Source organism: Rhodococcus sp. SB1D, assembly GCF_048573875.1.
Taxonomy (GTDB): Bacteria; Actinomycetota; Actinomycetes; order Mycobacteriales; family Mycobacteriaceae; genus Rhodococcus_F; species Rhodococcus_F qingshengii.
The window spans coordinates 38,539-55,160 of the sequence record NZ_JBMAIQ010000007.1 but is presented as its reverse complement, the minus strand read 5'-3'; the positions used below and the strand labels follow the sequence as shown (position 1 = coordinate 55,160).

Sequence of the window (16,622 nt, the reverse complement as noted above, 5' to 3'; positions counted from 1 at the left end):
TCAATCAGTTGAATTCTGACATCAACCGCTGTTGACATCACTTGATGTCAGACTTACTCTTCGTTCAGTTGTTCACGCACCAATCAGGAGGCGTCACACATGGTCGACATCGACCCAACCTCGGGGCCATCGGCCGGTGACGAGGAAACTCGAACTCGCCGAACACGAGTCGTCGTCATCGGAGCCGGTTTCGGCGGCATCGGAACGGCTGTCCGCTTGAAGCAGTCCGGGATCGACGACTTCGTCGTTCTGGAACGTGCCGCGGAGCCCGGGGGAACCTGGCAGGTCAATACCTACCCCGGTGCACAGTGCGACATCCCGTCGATTCTGTACTCGTTCTCGTTTGCGCCAAATCCGAACTGGACGCGGCTGTATCCGCTACAGCCCGAGATCTACGACTATCTCCGGGATTGCGTCCATCGCTTCGGACTGGCCGGTCATTTCCACTGCAACCAGGACGTGACAGAAGCTTCGTGGGACGAGCAAGCCCAGATCTGGCGGGTACACACTGCGGAAACCATGTGGGAGGCACAGTTCCTGGTCGCGGCCACCGGCCCGTTCAGTGCCCCCGCCACACCCGACCTTCCCGGGCTCGAATCGTTTCGTGGTCAGATGTTCCACACCGCGGACTGGAACCACGACCACGACCTTCGCGGTGAGCGGATAGCCGTGGTCGGCACCGGCGCCTCTGCGGTGCAGATCATCCCCAGACTGCAACCGCTCGCGGACACGTTGACCGTGTTCCAGCGGACACCGACGTGGATCCTGCCGCACCCGGATCAGCCGATGACCGGCTGGCCGAGCGCTCTCTTCGAGCGGGTGCCGCTCACCCAACGACTGGCACGCAAGGGACTTGACCTGCTCCAAGAAGCCCTGGTACCCGGATTCGTGTACAAGCCGTCACTGCTCAAAGGGCTGGCCGCACTCGGCCGAGCACACCTTCGCCGGCAGGTGCGGGACCCGGAGCTTCGCGCAAAGCTGCTCCCCCACTACGCATTCGGATGCAAGCGTCCGACGTTCTCGAACACCTACTATCCCGCGCTGGCGTCACCCAATGTGGAGGTGGTGACGGACGGAATCGTCGAGGTGCAGGAGCGCGGAGTCCTCACCGCGGACGGCGCCTTCCGGGAAGTCGACACCATAGTCATGGGAACCGGCTTTCGTATGGGAGACAACCCGTCGTTCGACATCATCCGGGGCAAGGACGGCCGCAGCCTCGCGCAGACGTGGAACGGCAGTGCCGAGGCCTTCCTCGGCACCACCATCAGCGGGTTTCCGAACTTCTTCATGATCCTCGGCCCCAATTCCGTGGTCTACACCTCGCAGGTCGTCACGATCGAAGCGCAGGTCGAGTACATCGTGAGCTGCATTCTTCAAATGGACGAGGGCGGCATCGGCAGTATCGACGTCCGGGCAGACGTGCAGAGAGAGTTCGTGCGCGCGACCGACCGCCGACTCGCCACCAGCGTATGGAACGCCGGCGGGTGCAGTAGTTACTACCTCGTCGACGGCGGCCGCAATTACACCTTCTATCCCGGATTCAACCGATCCTTCCGCACCAGGACCAAACGAGCCGACCTCGCTCACTACGCGCAAGTACAACCCGTCTCGTCCGAATCACTCACCACTGCCCGAGAAACCGTGAGGAGCCGATAATGCTCGGCATCAACGCCTTCCGAGGCACACCCGTCGTCGCACCGTCCGGCGCGCGCCGCTACACCGACGAAGCACATGCGATCGCCGCCCGTGACGTCGAATTCGACTGGGACGGCGTACCACTGCATTACGTGCCGAACGAACCGATGGTCACCCACGTCATCAACTTCATGCATCTCGTGTTGCCCGAGGGAGAGCGGGCCATGTCCGCAACGCTCGCCGAAGCGCTCCCGCTCATCGAGGACCCCCGCCTGCACGAAGAGGTGGTGGGATTCGTCGGCCAGGAAGCAACACACGCGTCGTCGCACAAAGGTGCACGCGAGCATCTTGCGGACCTCGGCATGGACATGAAACCGATGTCACGCCGGATGGACTGGCTCGTGGACAAGATATTGGGCGACAAAGGATTGACCGGAAAAGCCAAGCACGCCTGGCTCTGTGAACGTCTCGGCTTGTTTGCCGCGATGGAGCACTACACGGCGGTGGTCGGGGAATGGCTGCTCACCGATCCCGCCCTCGAAGATGCCGGCATGCACCCGACGATGCTCGACATGGTCAAGTGGCACGGCGCCGAGGAAGTCGAGCACCGCAACGTGGCCTTCGACGCCTACATGTACGTGGACGGTAGCTACGCCCGCCGCGTTCGCACGGCGCTGCTCGCCAGCTTCACGTTGTTCGTGTTGTTCATCGCCTCGATGAACTACCTCTTCCGGCAGGACCCGTCGAAGGCGAAGGGCCGCCTGTGGCCTCTGCAACTGATCAGCGCCACTCGCCGCGGCCTGGTCCCGAACATGAAATTCCTGATCACCGAGATTCCTCCGTATCTGCGGCCGAGCTTCCATCCGTCCCAGATCGGGGACATGGACGTAGCCATGCGCTACCTCGCTCGCTCACCTGCCGCCAATCGTTCTTCCGAAAAGAGTGAAGGATGAACAAGACGACTGCCGACCGTCCTCACGACGCACAAGACTTCACACCGACCCGGTCGTTGAGGATTGCCGCACAGGCGACGAGCGCATACCGTCGAATCTTTGCGTCAAGTCCTGCAGCGCAGATACTTTCGCGTCCCAACCCGGTCCGCTACAGCGGATTCGACATGACGCTGGACGTGAAGTCCGTCCGGTTCGAGTGCGCAGACGTCCTGAGTGTCACCTTGACCCCGAGGGAAGGAATCACCCTGCCGTCGTGGATTCCCGGCGCTCACCTAGACGTCATTCTCCCCTCGGGAAGGCAACGACAGTATTCGTTGTGCGGAGACCCCGACGACTTGACCTCGTATCGGATCGCCGTCCGGCGGATCGACGAGGGCGGGGGTGGCTCCCGCGAGATACACGAGTCACTGAAACCCGGAATGGTTGTCGACGTACGAGGGCCGCGGAATGCATTTCCTTTTGTCACTGCTCCGTCGTACCTCTTTGTTGCGGGCGGAATCGGGATCACTCCGATACTTCCCATGGTGCAACGCTGTCACCGCCGCGGAGTCCCGTGGCGATTGGACTATCTCGGACGAACTCGGGCAGCTATGCCATTCCTGAACGAGATCGAGGAGTATTCCAGCGGCCGGGTAACCATCCGACCCGACGACGAGCTGGGTCCGACGGATATCGGAACACTCGTCGCTGCTGCGGATCCAGGTGCCGCGGTGTACACGTGCGGACCGGTTCCGCTGATGAACACGGTGCGTGCGGCAACTTTCGCCGCCAACCCGACCGGATCGGTGCACAGCGAGAGGTTCTCCCCACTCCCGGTAGTCGACGGCAAGGAGTTCACGGTGCATCTGGCGCGCACCGGTCTCACCGTCGATGTGGGCGAGTCCGAAAGTGCATTGGCTGCAATACGACGCGTACTTCCCGGAGTAGCGTATTCATGCCAACAGGGCTTCTGCGGTACATGCAAGGTCCGGGTGCTCTCCGGGACCGTCGAGCATCGAGACACCCTCCTCACCGAATCCGAACGTACTGGTTCGATGTTGACCTGTCGATCACGTTCCACCGGTGGGTCTTTGGTGGTGGACCTGTGAAGGGAAAATTCTCTCTTTCTGCGGCCGACGCAGCCTTCATCCGCTCCGCTCCGCTGGTGATCACTCACCGGATCGAATCCGAAGCGACATGTGAAAGCTTGTGGCAGACGTTGACCTCGGACGGAGCGCTCACGTCGTGGGCGCACGGGATCACCGGAGCCGACTGGACCTCGGACAGACCATTCGGCGTCGGGACTACGCGAACCGTGCGAGCCGGCGCTTTTGCTGCACTGAACGAGCGATTCTTCCGCTGGGACGAGGGGCGCCGGATGTCGTTCTACGTGGAGTCGGCGTCACTTCCGGGGTTCAAACGCTTCGCTGAAGATCTGGTGTTGGAACCGACTTCGACTGGCAGCCGCCTCACCTGGACGTTCGCTGTGCAAGCGCAGCCGTGGTTCGCCCCCATTCTGACTCTGTCCCGACCGATCCTCCAACGCGTCACCCGCGGCTGGGCCGACGGCGCCGTCCACCACACACTTCAAGGAACTCCACGATGACGGCGACCGAGATCGACACGACCACACAGGCGTCCGACGACACAGTGACACAGGCAGTGCGCGACGCCCGTACTGCTTCCGAATGGTGGGCAGAACTGACATTCGAGCAACGCGCTCGTCGACTGGATCGGTGGCGAGGAATCATCGCTCGTCGCGCATCCGAACTCGCCGACGTCGTGCACCGGGACATGGGCAAGCCGCACCCTGACGCGATGCTCGAAATCGCCATGGCACTAGAACATCTCGCGTGGGCGTCGAAGAATGCCCGAAAGGTATTGGGCAGGCGCAGCGTCCGCTCCAGTTTGTTGACGGTCAATCAGGCCGCCTCGGTGGAGTATCGACCTCTCGGGGTGATCGGTGTGATCGGTCCGTGGAACTATCCGGTCTTCACCCCACTCGGTTCGCTCTCGTTCTCGCTGGCTGCAGGCAACGCCGTGGTCTACAAGCCGAGTGAGTTCGCACCGGCAGTCGGGCAATGGTTGGGCCGCGCCTTCGCCGAGGTCGTCCCTGAACATCCTGTGCTGCAGGTCGTCACGGGCGATGGTTCGGTCGGCGCGGCACTGTGCCTGGCCGGTGTCGACAAGATCGGGTTCACCGGATCGACCGCGACGGGCAAGAAAGTCATGGCAGCGTGCGCCGAGACCCTCACACCGGTGTTGATGGAATGTGGTGGTAAGGACGCGCTCATCCTTGATGCCGACGGAAATGTCGGTGCCGCCGCGGATGCTGCGGTGTGGGGAGCATTGTCCAACTCCGGTCAAACCTGTCTGGGCGTCGAGCGTGTATACGTGCACGAACATGTCTACGGCGAGTTTATCGACAAGACAATCACTTTGGCTGCCCGAGTTCATGCGGGTCCGGGTGCCGAAGACAAGATCGGTCCGATCACCATGCCCTCGCAAGTCTCCGTCATCCGGCGCCACATCGACGACGCGATGTCGCGGGGTGGACGTGTCGTTCTCGGAGGGCTCGGCTCGATCTCCGGCCAGTACGTGCAACCGACCATCATGGTCGACGTCCCCGAAGACAGCCTCGCCGTCACGGAGGAAACTTTCGGCCCGACGATGACGATCACCAAGGTCGCCTCGATGGACGAGGCGGTGGAGTTGGTCAATGCGTCGCCATACGCATTGGGAGCAAGCGTGTTCGGCAAGGACGGAGCGGCTGTTGCCGATCGGCTCCGATCCGGAGGAGCGTCGGTGAACTCTTACGTGATGTATGCCGCGGTTCCCAACCTGCCACTGGGTGGGGTCGGAGCATCCGGTTTCGGACGCGTTCACGGCCCAGATGGTCTGAAGGAGTTCACCTACGCTCGTTCGACGACTCGGCAACGATTCCGTTCGCCCCTACCACTGACGACGTTTCGAAGGACCGCCCGAATCGACTGGCTGGTCAAGGTTCTCATCCGCGCACTACACGGAAGGCACTGAAGCAATGACGGGACGCTTGTCCGCAATTGCGGGAACAGTCCGCGATCTGGGCATTCCACTGCCCGGACGCCGACTCGACTACGACGTCGCCGGGAAGGTCGTACTGATCACCGGTGGAGGCGACGGTATCGGTGCAGCGCTGGCGCGCACTCTCCACCGGCGTGGGGCCACCGTGGCACTGGTCGACGTCAACGAGAGTTCATTGGCAACGGCCGAGCGCTCATTCGAGTCACAGCGAGTCGTGACGGTGACGGCCGATGTCCGAGATCGGGACGGCATGACCGCAGCCGTGCAAACGATCATCGAGCAGCTGGGCAGAATCGACGTCGTAGTGGCCAACGCCGGAATCACCCCTCCCCCGGCAACATTGCGCCAGATCGATCCCGACGCCTTCGATCGTGTGCTCGACGTCAATCTCACCGGCGTCTTCAACACCGTGCATCCGACCATCGACGAGGTGATCCGCAACAGTGGGCACATCGTCGTCGTGTCATCGGCGGCGTCGTTCGCCCCCGGTTTGGGCGGCGCTTCGTACATGATCAGCAAGGCTGGGGTCGAAGCGCTCGGCCGGGCGCTGCGTCTCGAGGTTGCCGGCTACGGCGCTACTGCCGGCATCGCGTACTTCGGGATGGTGGATACACAACTTGCACGCGCCACACTCGACGACGACGAGATCGGGCGCAAACTCGACGCTCGACTACCCGGTCCCCTCCGTCATCGAATCTCCCCGGACCGTGCCGCCACCGTGATCGCCGACGCGATCGCGCGCCGCGCCGCCCGGACCCTTGCCCCCGCTGCCTGGGAACCCTGGGCGTGGGGACGCGGATTCATCAATGTCCTTGCCGACGGTTACCTGGCAAAAGACAAACAGGCACACGACCTGATCCGCGAACTCGAAGACAGAACCACCGCTGCGGCCCCGACGAATGCGTCAGCCCTGACAAAGGCATCCAGGAGAACATCATGACTACGTTGTGTGCAGCCTTCCAGCGAGTGTCGGCGGTAGCGCCCGACGCGGTGGCCCTGCGAGACATCGGCGATGCGCGAACACTGACGTGGCGCGCGTACGGCGAACAGGTTCGCGATGTTGCCGCGGGATTGGCCGGAATCGGCGTGGGACATGGCGATACGGTTGCATTGATGATGAGTAACCGCATCGAGTTCTACCCGATCGACGTCGGCGCCCAACACCTCGGCGCGACATCCTTCTCCATCTACAACACGTCGGCACCCGAAGCCATCCAGTACATCCTCGCCAATTCCGGTGCGCGAGTGCTCGTCTGCGAGGCCCAGTACGTGGATACCGTTCGCCGATCCGGTGCCACACTCGACACGATCGTGGTCGTCGACGCGCAACCGTCTGCCCAGCAGTCCGGCACCCTGACGCTGGAGCAGATGAAGTCCTCTGCTACTGCTGCCGCCGATTTCGATTTCGAGAGCACCTGGCGTGCGGTGAAACCGAACGACGTCGCCACGTTGATCTACACCTCCGGCACGACCGGCAACCCCAAGGGCGTCGAGACGACTCATGCCTGTCTGTTGTTCGAAACCACCGCCGTCAGTGCTGTACTCCCCGTCGAGTTCGGTGACCGCATCACCTCGTACATGCCGTCGGCGCACATAGCCGATCGGCTCACCTGCCTGTACATGCAAATGGTGTTCGGCACCCAGATCACTGTCGTGCCGGATCCGAGCCAGGTAGCGGCTGCGCTTCCGGACTGTCGCCCCACGATCTGGGGCAGTGTCCCCCGCGTGTGGGAAAAGCTGAAGGTTGCAGTCGAATCGGCCGTCGCCAACGAACCGGACGACGCGCGGCGAGCGGCATTGCAGTGGGCACTCGACGTCGGTCGCACTCGGCTCGCACACTTGCGAGCCGGTGAAACAGTCCCCGCCGAACTGGAAGCGGACTACGCCCGAGCCGATGCAATGGTCCTCTCCGCTCTGCGTGCGAAACTCGGTTTTGCCGAACTGAAGTGGGCCATCTCTGGCGCTGCACCGATTCCGCCGGACACCTTGGCATTCTTTGCAGCCCTGGGAGTTCCGATCTCGGAGATCTGGGGAATGTCCGAGCTGACATGCATTGCGAGCACCGCACCGGCCGAGCCGACCAAGCTGGGAACGGTCGGAAAGTTGCTTCCAGGCATGGAAATGCGCATCGAGGCGGACGGTGAGCTACTGGTTCGAGGACCGTTGGTCATGAAGGGGTACCGCGGCGAACCGGCAAAAACGGCCGAAGCGATCAGTGCAGACGGTTGGCTTTCGACCGGAGACATCGTCACGGCCGACGCAGACGGATACCTCACGGTGATCGATCGCAAGAAGGAGCTGATCATCAATGCGTCAGGAAAGAACATGTCCCCCGCTGCCATCGAGACCGCAGTGAAGACGTCGTCGTCGTTGATCGGTGAGGTCGTGGCAATCGGAGACGGCCGAAAGTTCAACACAGCGTTGATCACTCTCAGCGCCGACGCCGCGGTCGGAGCGGCACGCTCACTGGGACTTGCGGCCGAGGCCGCGGTACTCGCCAAGGACGCTCGGACCGTCGACATCGTTGCAACTGCTGTCGCCGAGGGAAACTCGCGTCTGTCGAGGGCCGAGCAGATCAAGCGGTTTCACGTACTCACCACGTTCTGGGAGCCAGGCGGCGACGAGCTGACACCGACGATGAAGCTCAGGCGCAAGCCGATAGCCGAGAAGTACGCGTCCGAAATTGCAGCCCTCTATGCGGATTCGGTCGTAGAGGACGTCTACGAGCCTGCGCCCTGCGCATAGATCAGCGTCTCGGTGGCCTTGACCACAAACGTAGCGGCCGATCCCGGAACCAGATCGAGCTCGGCCGCTGCGCTCGCCGTGATGTCGGCAGACAAGCCCGGCTGGCCGGCTTCGTCCTCGGCTCGGACTCGGACGACATCGCCTCGATTTTCGATCTCCGCGATCGTGACCGCAAACGCGTTTCGTGGGCTCCCGTGAGGCGGATCCAGGTAGACCGACACTGCTCGCGGCTCGAAGACTGCCACGGCGGCACTGCCGGCCGGTAGGTCGGTCTCCGTCTGGCCCGCGATATCCACCCCGACCGGACTTCTGAGCATTCCGTCTCCGGCCATCGTGCCGCTGCGCAAGTTGATCCCTGCGATGCGTGCTGCAAATGCACTACGCGGGCGAGTCAGAACTGTTCGTACGTCACCACGTTCGACGACCCGGCCGCCGTCCAGCACGACAACGGTGTCGGCAAGGGCCAGCGCATCCAGAGCGTCGTGCGTGACGAGCACGGCCGTGCGATCTCCTGTTCGGAGCACTCTACGCAGCAACGACCGCAATGCCGGGGCGGAGGCGACGTCGAGCGCAGACATCGGTTCGTCGAGCAGGAGTAGTTCGGGTTCAGCAGCCAATGCCCTCGCCACTGCGACTCGTTGCGCTTGACCGCCGGAGAGCTGTGACGGCTTGCGGTCAGCCAATTCGGCGGCGTCGACTGCGTCGAGCCAGTGGCGCGCGGAATCGGCGGAATCGCGACGCGACCGCCCTGCACTGCGCGGCGCGAACGCCACGTTCGCGGCCGCACTGAGGTGGGGAAAGAGAAGTGCCTCTTGCGCGAGTAGAGCAGTGCCGCGCCGATGCGGCGCCAACGCGACTCCCCTACCGGTATCGGTGAGAACGCGAGAATTCAGTTCGATCAACCCACGCCGCGGGTGATGTAGTCCGGCAACCGCCGCCAGTACCGTCGACTTGCCTGCGCCGTTCGGTCCGAGGACAGCGGTCACCTCACCGGCCGCGACGTCGAACGTCGCAACGACATCGCGCTCCGGAATCTCGATGTCGACGTGGAGGCCACTCACAACGAACCCGCCGATCCGCGTCCACGCACCGCAACCACGATGACCACCGCGACTACGACCAACACCAGCGAAAGCGCTACCGCTGCATCCGGATCGGTCTCACGCTGGAGATAGATTTCCAACGGCAGGGTACGCGTGACCCCTTGCAGACTTCCCGCGAACGTCAGCGTTGCACCGAACTCCCCCAGTGCGCGAGCGAAAGCCAGCACTGCCCCTGACACCAGACCGGGAAGCACCAGCGGCAAAGTCACCCGGCGAAGCACGGTGGTCGGGCGGGCTCCGAGCGTCGAGGCTACAGCCTCGTATCGTGTGCTCGCAGTGCGTAGCGCACCTTCGAGGCTGACGACGAGGAACGGTAGCGCGACAAACGTCTGCGCCAGGACCACCGCGGTTGTCGAGAATGCTATCTGGATGCCGAGCACTTCCAACTGCTCACCGATCAACCCTTTGCGCCCGAACGTGTACAGCAACGCGATACCGCCCACCACTGGCGGCAGAACCAGCGGGAGCAGAATCAAGGATCGAAGAACGGACAGTCCCCGAAAATGACTGCGCGCCAACACCGCGGCCATCGGTACCCCGAACAGGATGCACAGCAGCGTGCTCATTGCCGCTGTCTTCAAACTCAGTTTCAACGCGGCAACCGACGATTCGGAAGTCACGAGTTCCCAGAACTGCGACCACTGCACGGTGGCCAGCATCGCCGCCAAGGGCGCGATGACAAACGCCCCGCCGATCAGCGCGGGAAGGTAAATCCATACCGGCAACCCGAGCGGGGCTCGGGCTGACGGTCGTAGGCGTGTCACGGAGCAGCGAATCCCGCGTCACCCAGAACTGCCAAGCCCTTGGGGCCCTTCACGAGATCGACGAACTTCGTTGCCGTTTCCGAATTCTTCGAATCCTTCAGCACCGCAATCTGGTACAGGTTGACCACCGTGGTGGCTTCCGGGAACGCGACGGTCTGAACCTTGTCACCAGCGGACTTCGCGTCGGTGACGTAAACGATGCCGGCATCGGCCTGCCCGGACGTCACCTTGTTGAGAACGTCGGTCACCGACGATTCTTCGCTGACGGGCGAGAGGGTCTCGCCTGTGGCCGTCTCGACCTTCTTCGTAGCCGCGCCACAAGGGACCTGCGGAGCGCAGATCACCAGTTGCGTCCCCTCCTTTGCCAGATCGGCGAACGACGCGATGCCCTTCGGATTGCCCGGCGGCACAACAATCGTCAAGGTGTTGCTCGCGAAGTCCGAGGGCGACCCCGCGACGACGCCGGCGTCGGTGGCCTTGGTCATGTTGGCGGCGTCAGCCGAGGCGAACACGTCAGCCGGTGCGCCCTGGGTGATCTGAGCGACGAGGTCCGAGGACCCGGCAAAGCTGAATGTGACCGATGAACCGGGGTTCTCGGACTCGAATTCCTTGCCGAGTTCGGTGAAGCTGTTCTTGAGTGACGCCGCTGCGAAGACGGTGATGCTTCCCGTGGCACTATCACTGGAAGTGGTTGTGGTCGGAGCGGCCGACGACGTCTCCGACGAAGAATTGTCGGAGGAACTACAACCGGTCACCAGGGCAAGCGAAAAGGCACCTGCTGCAACAAGTCCGACTACACGCTTCACGAATTTCCTCCAGTATGTTCAAAAACTACGGCGTTTCCACGATGACCGTGGTGGCCTTCACGATTGCGACTCCGATACTCCCGACCTCGAGTCCGAGCTCCCGAACCGCGTCGGTACTCATCAACGAGACGACAGTGAAGGGCCCACACTGCATTTCGACCTGAGCCATCACCTTGTCGGTGACGACCTTGGTGACGAGGCCGGCGAACCGGTTGCGGGCCGAACTCGCACCCGTGAGCGGATCGGCCGGTGCGGGTCCGGCGTTGGACCGGGCGAAGCCCGCCAACTCGGCACCGTCGATGACCTTGCGGCCGGAGTCGTCCGTCGTCGCGGTGAGAAGCCCACCGTCGACCCACCGCCGGACGGTGTCGTCACTGACACCGAGCAGGCCGGCAGCTTCGCGGATTCGAATGTTGGGCACCAGGTGATCGTAGGTCGCAAGTGCGGACCTAACAAGCCGAAATGCTCCGCAGATGCGTGAACTAGTCAATCATGATCACGTATCTGCGGAGTATTGTCGATAGTTGCCGTAGACGAATCAGCGCATCATTCTTCTGCCCAGGGCACACGGCAGGAGTCGGTGCTGAACCCCTGCTCGGTAATCCCCAACGCCGAATACATCCGGGCGCGCATGTTTTCGAGCCCGATCTGATAGGTCAGTTCCACGACGCCCGCTCGCCCGAACCTGCGCTCGAGATCCGCGACCTGTTCGTCCGTCACCCCGTTCTCCCCATGGGGGTCACCGGTCATGGCGTCGGCGTAGGCGATCGCGGCCCGCTCGTCTTCGCTGTACTTCGATGAATCCCGGTAGTTCGCGATCTCTTTCAACTTGTCGATGTCCAAACCGTCCAAGCGCGAGAGCATCGTCCCGAAGTCGACACACCACGAGCAGCCGACAGTCCAGGCGACGCGATAGACGGCCAGTTCACGAATGTTCGACGGCAGCACCTTCGACGCCTTCTGCACAGCCATTTCGTGGCGGGCAGCCGCTACGAACAATTTCCGATGGTTGGCCAGGACGGCAAAGGGCTCGGGGACTTCGTCGTACTGCCTGGCGGCGAATTTGTATGCCACTTTGATCAACGGACTGGCTTCTGACGGTGTCACTGCGGGAATGCGAGTCATGGCAAGCCTCCGTATGTTCTGGGGCACCGGATTCGATGCTCTCTACAGAGTTGGACGATGGCGGCGATTCAAACGTGACAAGCACCGCGTCCGAGCGGATGTGAGGATGCGGTGTCAGCCGACTAAGCTGCAAAGATGCCTTCGACGCCCCGCAACCGCACCGTCTCGCGTCTGCAGCCGTTCGCATCCACGATCTTCGCCGAGATGACAGCGTTGGCCACACTTCACGACGCGGTCAACCTCGGTCAGGGCTTTCCGGATACCGACGGTCCTGCGGCCATGCTCGAGGTAGCGCGCCGAGCCATCGCCGAGGGCGTCAATCAATACCCGCCCGGTCCGGGCATGCCCGTCTTGCGTCAGGCCATCGCGGAGGATCGGCGCATCCGCTACGGACTCGACAGTGATCCCGACTCCGAAGTTCTGGTCACCGTCGGCGCCACCGAGGCGATCAGTGCTGCGATTCTCGGACTGGTCGAACCCGGCGAAGAAGTAGTGCTGATCGAGCCGTACTACGACTCCTACGCTGCATCCGTCGCGTTGGCAGGCGCTGTACGTCGCACAGTTCCGTTGGTAACCGCGGGAGACGGATTTGCGGTCGATCTCGATGCATTGCGCGGCGCGATCACCGCCAAGACGAAGATGCTGATCGTCAACAGTCCTCACAACCCCACCGGCACCGTATTCACCGATCACGAACTTCGAGCGATCGCCGAACTCGCGTGCGAACGCGACCTGATCGTGTTGAGCGACGAGGTCTACGAGCACTTGGTCTTCGACGGCCTCACCCACACACCGATGGCGTCGCTCCCGCGCATGCGTGAGCGCACCGTCACGGTGTCCAGTGCCGCAAAGACTTTCAATGTCACCGGCTGGAAAACCGGCTGGGCGATCGGCCCGCGCGAACTCATCGACGGAGTCCGTGCCGCCAAGCAGTTCATGTCATTTGTTGCCGGTGCACCGTTCCAACCGGCCGTTGCCTACGCGCTCACCAACGAACAGCCGTGGGTCGTCGAACTTCGACAGAGCTTGCAAGGCAAACGCGACGTGCTCGGTAAAGCTCTGACCGAGGCCGGTTTCACGGTGCATTCCGGTGGCGGCACGTACTTCCTCCTTGCCGACATCAGACCGTTGGGCGAAACCGATGCGGGAGATTTCTGCCGCGCACTGCCCGAGCGGATCGGCGTCGCGGCCGTTCCGGTCGACGTGTTCGCGGACAACCGCGACGATTGGAAGCACCTGGTGCGCTTCGCCTTCTGCAAGCAGGACCACATTCTGTCCGAAGCTGCACGCCGTCTCCACCTGCTCCAAGGAGCAGCGCACCCATGACAGCGCGGACCATCCCGACCGCATTCGTCCACCGCTATCTCGCGTTCTCGCCGGACAACGACGTCGACTTGTCGGGTGCACTGCGCGCTGCCGGGATCGACCTCGAGACACTGTCCGACCCGCGCGCCCGGCTGACCCCGACTCAGGTCACCACGTTCATCCAATCCACCTGGCAGATCACCGACGACGAATTGTTCGGCCTCGGATCCGCCCCGGTCCCCCGTGGCACTTTCCGATTGATCTGCCTGACGTTGATCCATTGCCCTGATCTCGGATCGGCCTTCGCTCGAATGTCCGACGTGATCCGTGCGCTACCGGCTCTGGCCCCACTGTCGATCGAGAAGGGCGAGGAAAGCACTCGGGTGAGTTTCGCTGTCCGAGCTCGCGAAGGCGTCGCCGAACCTGATGTCGCAGAACGTGTCACAACCGATTTCGTCCTGATCTTGCTGCACCGATTTTCCGCATGGTTGATCGGAAAGCGCGTCCGACTTCGGGCGGTCGAGTTTCCGTACTCGGCACCGGATGCACGGTTGGCGCAGGACTACGACTACATCTTCGGAGCGCCGGTCACCTTCGGCGCGAAGCGCGCGGCACTGGAGTTCGACAACTCGGCCATGCGTGCACCGATCATCCAAACCGAGGAGACGTTGGAGGAGTACCTCCGAGAATCTCCGATTCAGCTCATGTCCGAACGTGATTACGACAGCACTGCGTCGGCGCAGGTACGACGGGTCCTGGAACTCGGGGTGAAGGGGCGAACCTCCACGGCCGAGGAGATCGCGGAGATGCTCTCGATCAGCGTTCCCCATCTGCGTCGACTGCTGCGGCGTGACGGAACATCACTGAATCAACTGCGAGAGGAAGTGCTCCGCGACGTAGCCATCGCTGGTTTGCGGCGCGGAGAATCCGTCGAAGTACTCTCGGCGCGATTGGGGTTCTCCGAGCCCAGCGCCTTCCGTCGGGCCTTCAAACGATGGACCGGCGACACTCCGAGTTCGTACCGCTAGCTGACGCAGAACTCGTTTCCTTCGGGATCGGTCATCGTGATCCACACGCTCGGCCCCTGCGCTCCCCGGTGCAGGATCGTCGCCCCCACCGTCTCGAGGTGCGCTGCGACATCCTCGCGCTTGTCGCCCACTCGTATGTCGAAATGGAGCCGGTTCTTCACCGTCTTCGATTCCGGAACCAGTTGGAACAGAACGCGGGGACGTTCGGGATGCTCCGGATCGCTGATGGCCGCACCTTCGCGCCAGACGAGGACTCCCTCGAATGTCGTGGTGTCGGATTCCTTGGCGTGACCAGCGGCGACGAGGCCCCTGATGAAGTCTTCGTCGCTGGGCTCCGCTGCCCACCCGAGTGCTGCGGCCCACCACTTCGCCTGTTCGTGCGGATGTGCCGAATCTACTGTGACTTGAAATTCGTATCCCATGTTCCGACGTTAACGCCGACCACCGACACCTAGTGAAGGTTCAGCCGAGCCCGGGCATCAGTCGACACTCTTGATGGTCTTCATGGTGATCAGCGATGTCACCCGCGAGACAGCCGGAAGCCCGCTGAGCTTGGTGACCATGAAGTTCTCGTACGTCGCGAGATCTTTCACCGCGACCCGAATGAAGTAGTCGGGAATTCCGAACAACCGCCGACATTCGATCACTTCGTCGAAGGCGGCGACCTGGGATTCGAAGTCCTCGATGGTGGCCTGGTCGTTGACTCCGATCTCGGCGGTGACGATCACCTGAAATCCTCGACCGAGCGCTTCCTGACTGACGATCGCCCGGTACCCGGTAATGATTCCGTCGGCTTCGAGCTTCTTCACCCGACGCAGGCAAGGTGAGGGTGTCAGACCCACCAGATCCGCCAACTCGGTGTTGGTCAAACTCGAGTCCTGGCGTAGGTGAAACAAAATTGCGTCATCCATGGCATCCATCGCACTATTATTGCGCACTGTTCAATATGTGGGCATTCTGAGCAATCGATCACCTCGATCTTTGTTATAGATTTGCGTCGTGATCGAACCAGCATCGTCGACGGCCGCACCGGCCGTCGAACTCCCACCGCGAACCCCGGCGTGGCGGCACGCCTTCCAGCTGTCGCTACCGGTTGGATTCGGCCTGCTCCCACTCGGGATCGCACTTGGCGTTCTTGTGGTCCAACAAGGGCTCAGCCCTTGGTGGGCAGTCGCTTTCACCTCGCTGATCTACGCAGGATCGCTGGAGTTTCTCGCGGTCGGAATGGTCGCGGCCATGACACCGCTGCCGTACGTCGCTCTGACCGCACTGCTGGTCAACTTTCGACATGTGTTCTACGCCTTGAGTTTTCCGCTGGAAAAGATTCGCAACCCCTTCGCCCGCTTCTACAGCATGTTCGCGCTGACCGACGAGGCCTATGCGATGTCGGTAACTGCCGATCCCAAGGCACTCACCGGACGCGTCATCGTCTACTCCCAGCTGTACCTGCACGGCTACTGGATCGGTGGCGCGATCCTGGGCGCGACGGCAGGACAGTGGATTCCGGACTCGATCGTCGGCCTCGACTTCGCCCTGACGGCGTTGTTCGTCGTCCTCTCGATCGAAGCGATTCGCGCACAAAACGGATTCGCGGTGCCGGTCGCCGCGGTCACCTGCGCTCTGGTCGCCCGGCTCGCAGCGCCGGACCACATGCTGCCAATTGCGATGGGCGCCTTCGTGCTCTTCCTGATCGGGCGCTTTGTCTACGACTCACGAAAGGCGAAGATCGATGCCTGACACCTCGTACATCTTTGCGGCGGTCGCAGTCATGGCCGTGGTCACCTTCGCGCTGCGCGCAATCCCCTTCGCCGCGCTCATGCCGCTGCGCTCCTCCGCCCTGGTCGGCTACCTCGGCATCTACATGCCGGCAGGCGTCATGTTGATTCTCGTCATGTATTCACTCAAAGGGGTGTCGATCACCGCCCCTTCTCATGGCCTACCCGAACTGATTGCAGTGTGCGCCACGATCGCCGCGCACCTCTGGCGAAAGAATGCCGTCCTGAGCATCGTCGTCGGAACGACGATCTACGTCGCGCTGGTCAATACCGTGTTCGCCTGAGCATTTCCCATCGACGAGCAAAATATCTTTACTCCCGAATGGGCAATTTGTAACCTC

At 62.4% G+C, this 16,622-nt stretch carries 18 protein-coding genes; 11 read left to right on the top strand and 7 right to left on the bottom strand.

The genetic code is table 11. From position 1 onward, the window contains the following. Positions 1–99 precede the first annotated feature (99 nt). Genes ACN50D_RS16880 through fadD11 form a run of 7 tightly spaced genes read left to right on the top strand, consistent with a single transcriptional unit; the run spans position 100 to position 8,375 of the window. Positions 100–1,656: a flavin-containing monooxygenase gene (locus ACN50D_RS16880; RefSeq protein WP_064073971.1), complete on the top strand. Its 1,557-nt coding sequence runs from the start codon at positions 100–102 to the stop codon at positions 1,654–1,656. Continuing rightward, complete coding sequence (locus ACN50D_RS16875; protein ID WP_003940129.1) at positions 1,656–2,588, top strand: metal-dependent hydrolase; 933 nt, start codon at positions 1,656–1,658, stop codon at positions 2,586–2,588. Before ACN50D_RS16880 ends, ACN50D_RS16875 begins: the two co-directional genes overlap by 1 nt. Then, entirely contained in the window at positions 2,585–3,676 is a 1,092-nt protein-coding gene (locus tag ACN50D_RS16870) for a PDR/VanB family oxidoreductase (protein ID WP_007733536.1), read from the top strand. Before ACN50D_RS16875 ends, ACN50D_RS16870 begins: the two co-directional genes overlap by 4 nt. Continuing rightward, a complete protein-coding gene (locus tag ACN50D_RS16865; protein WP_007733538.1) occupies positions 3,673–4,173 on the top strand; it encodes an SRPBCC family protein in 501 nt (166 codons plus the stop codon). Before ACN50D_RS16870 ends, ACN50D_RS16865 begins: the two co-directional genes overlap by 4 nt. Then, the gene (locus ACN50D_RS16860; RefSeq protein WP_007733541.1) at positions 4,170–5,603 is read left to right on the top strand and encodes an aldehyde dehydrogenase family protein; all 1,434 of its coding nucleotides are present in this window, start codon (positions 4,170–4,172) and stop codon (positions 5,601–5,603) included. Before ACN50D_RS16865 ends, ACN50D_RS16860 begins: the two co-directional genes overlap by 4 nt. A 4-nt stretch (positions 5,604–5,607) precedes the next feature. After that, complete coding sequence (locus tag ACN50D_RS16855) at positions 5,608–6,570, top strand: SDR family oxidoreductase (protein WP_003939733.1); 963 nt, start codon at positions 5,608–5,610, stop codon at positions 6,568–6,570. Then, the gene (gene fadD11 / locus ACN50D_RS16850; protein WP_211920772.1) at positions 6,567–8,375 is read left to right on the top strand and encodes a fatty acid--CoA ligase FadD11; all 1,809 of its coding nucleotides are present in this window, start codon (positions 6,567–6,569) and stop codon (positions 8,373–8,375) included. Before ACN50D_RS16855 ends, fadD11 begins: the two co-directional genes overlap by 4 nt. Here fadD11 and ACN50D_RS16845 read toward each other — a convergent pair. The 5 genes from ACN50D_RS16845 to ACN50D_RS16825 all read right to left on the bottom strand — a co-directional run bounded on the left by ACN50D_RS16845 (position 8,351) and on the right by ACN50D_RS16825 (position 12,173). Continuing rightward, complete coding sequence (locus ACN50D_RS16845; RefSeq protein WP_007733546.1) at positions 8,351–9,436, bottom strand: sulfate/molybdate ABC transporter ATP-binding protein; 1,086 nt, start codon at positions 9,434–9,436, stop codon at positions 8,351–8,353. The genes fadD11 and ACN50D_RS16845 overlap by 25 nt on opposite strands. Continuing rightward, positions 9,433–10,242, bottom strand: coding sequence for an ABC transporter permease (locus ACN50D_RS16840; protein WP_211920774.1), 810 nt, complete (start codon positions 10,240–10,242; stop codon positions 9,433–9,435). Before ACN50D_RS16840 ends, ACN50D_RS16845 begins: the two co-directional genes overlap by 4 nt. After that, complete coding sequence (modA, locus tag ACN50D_RS16835; RefSeq protein ID WP_042451258.1) at positions 10,239–11,048, bottom strand: molybdate ABC transporter substrate-binding protein; 810 nt, start codon at positions 11,046–11,048, stop codon at positions 10,239–10,241. The genes ACN50D_RS16840 and modA overlap by 4 nt, the downstream gene beginning before the upstream one ends. A 25-nt stretch (positions 11,049–11,073) precedes the next feature. After that, positions 11,074–11,469: a TOBE domain-containing protein gene (locus tag ACN50D_RS16830; RefSeq protein ID WP_003940157.1), complete on the bottom strand. Its 396-nt coding sequence runs from the start codon at positions 11,467–11,469 to the stop codon at positions 11,074–11,076. Between the two features lie 125 nt (positions 11,470–11,594). Further along, entirely contained in the window at positions 11,595–12,173 is a 579-nt protein-coding gene (locus ACN50D_RS16825) for a carboxymuconolactone decarboxylase family protein (RefSeq protein ID WP_007733549.1), read from the bottom strand. A gap of 135 nt (positions 12,174–12,308) precedes the next feature. Here ACN50D_RS16825 and ACN50D_RS16820 point away from each other — a divergent pair, with 135 nt between their 5' ends. After that, entirely contained in the window at positions 12,309–13,499 is a 1,191-nt protein-coding gene (locus ACN50D_RS16820; RefSeq protein ID WP_211920776.1) for a pyridoxal phosphate-dependent aminotransferase, read from the top strand. After that, positions 13,496–14,506, top strand: a complete 1,011-nt coding sequence (locus ACN50D_RS16815) for an AraC family transcriptional regulator (RefSeq protein ID WP_003940556.1) — start codon at positions 13,496–13,498, stop codon at positions 14,504–14,506. Before ACN50D_RS16820 ends, ACN50D_RS16815 begins: the two co-directional genes overlap by 4 nt. Here the strand turns inward: ACN50D_RS16815 and ACN50D_RS16810 are convergent. Together ACN50D_RS16810 and ACN50D_RS16805 are read right to left on the bottom strand one after the other, a co-directional pair. Further along, positions 14,503–14,928 (bottom strand): VOC family protein, encoded by a 426-nt coding sequence (locus ACN50D_RS16810; protein ID WP_003940409.1) that lies wholly within the window; start codon positions 14,926–14,928, stop codon positions 14,503–14,505. The two genes, ACN50D_RS16815 and ACN50D_RS16810, sit on opposite strands and share 4 nt — an antisense overlap. A 57-nt stretch (positions 14,929–14,985) precedes the next feature. Next, the gene (locus ACN50D_RS16805; RefSeq protein ID WP_020970517.1) at positions 14,986–15,426 is read right to left on the bottom strand and encodes an Lrp/AsnC family transcriptional regulator; all 441 of its coding nucleotides are present in this window, start codon (positions 15,424–15,426) and stop codon (positions 14,986–14,988) included. Positions 15,427–15,505: 79 nt separating this feature from the next. Here ACN50D_RS16805 and ACN50D_RS16800 point away from each other — a divergent pair, with 79 nt between their 5' ends. Next, positions 15,506–16,243 (top strand): AzlC family ABC transporter permease, encoded by a 738-nt coding sequence (locus tag ACN50D_RS16800; protein WP_003940360.1) that lies wholly within the window; start codon positions 15,506–15,508, stop codon positions 16,241–16,243. Then, a complete protein-coding gene (locus tag ACN50D_RS16795) occupies positions 16,236–16,565 on the top strand; it encodes a branched-chain amino acid transporter permease (RefSeq protein WP_003940007.1) in 330 nt (109 codons plus the stop codon). Before ACN50D_RS16800 ends, ACN50D_RS16795 begins: the two co-directional genes overlap by 8 nt. Positions 16,566–16,622: the final 57 nt, after the last annotated feature.

What these genes read in the sequence shown, in the direction of transcription:
- ACN50D_RS16880 (WP_064073971.1), top strand. Translation starts at nt 100, where the DNA reads ATGGTCGACATCGACCCAACCTCGGGGCCATCGGCCGGTGACGAGGAA.
- ACN50D_RS16875 (WP_003940129.1), top strand. Translation starts at nt 1,656, where the DNA reads ATGCTCGGCATCAACGCCTTCCGAGGCACACCCGTCGTCGCACCGTCC.
- ACN50D_RS16870 (WP_007733536.1), top strand. Translation starts at nt 2,585, where the DNA reads ATGAACAAGACGACTGCCGACCGTCCTCACGACGCACAAGACTTCACA.
- ACN50D_RS16860 (WP_007733541.1), top strand. Translation starts at nt 4,170, where the DNA reads ATGACGGCGACCGAGATCGACACGACCACACAGGCGTCCGACGACACA.
- ACN50D_RS16855 (WP_003939733.1), top strand. Translation starts at nt 5,608, where the DNA reads ATGACGGGACGCTTGTCCGCAATTGCGGGAACAGTCCGCGATCTGGGC.
- fadD11 (WP_211920772.1), top strand. Translation starts at nt 6,567, where the DNA reads ATGACTACGTTGTGTGCAGCCTTCCAGCGAGTGTCGGCGGTAGCGCCC.
- ACN50D_RS16825 (WP_007733549.1), bottom strand. Translation starts at nt 12,173, where the DNA reads ATGACTCGCATTCCCGCAGTGACACCGTCAGAAGCCAGTCCGTTGATC.
- ACN50D_RS16820 (WP_211920776.1), top strand. Translation starts at nt 12,309, where the DNA reads ATGCCTTCGACGCCCCGCAACCGCACCGTCTCGCGTCTGCAGCCGTTC.
- ACN50D_RS16815 (WP_003940556.1), top strand. Translation starts at nt 13,496, where the DNA reads ATGACAGCGCGGACCATCCCGACCGCATTCGTCCACCGCTATCTCGCG.
- ACN50D_RS16810 (WP_003940409.1), bottom strand. Translation starts at nt 14,928, where the DNA reads ATGGGATACGAATTTCAAGTCACAGTAGATTCGGCACATCCGCACGAA.
- ACN50D_RS16805 (WP_020970517.1), bottom strand. Translation starts at nt 15,426, where the DNA reads ATGGATGCCATGGATGACGCAATTTTGTTTCACCTACGCCAGGACTCG.
- ACN50D_RS16795 (WP_003940007.1), top strand. Translation starts at nt 16,236, where the DNA reads ATGCCTGACACCTCGTACATCTTTGCGGCGGTCGCAGTCATGGCCGTG.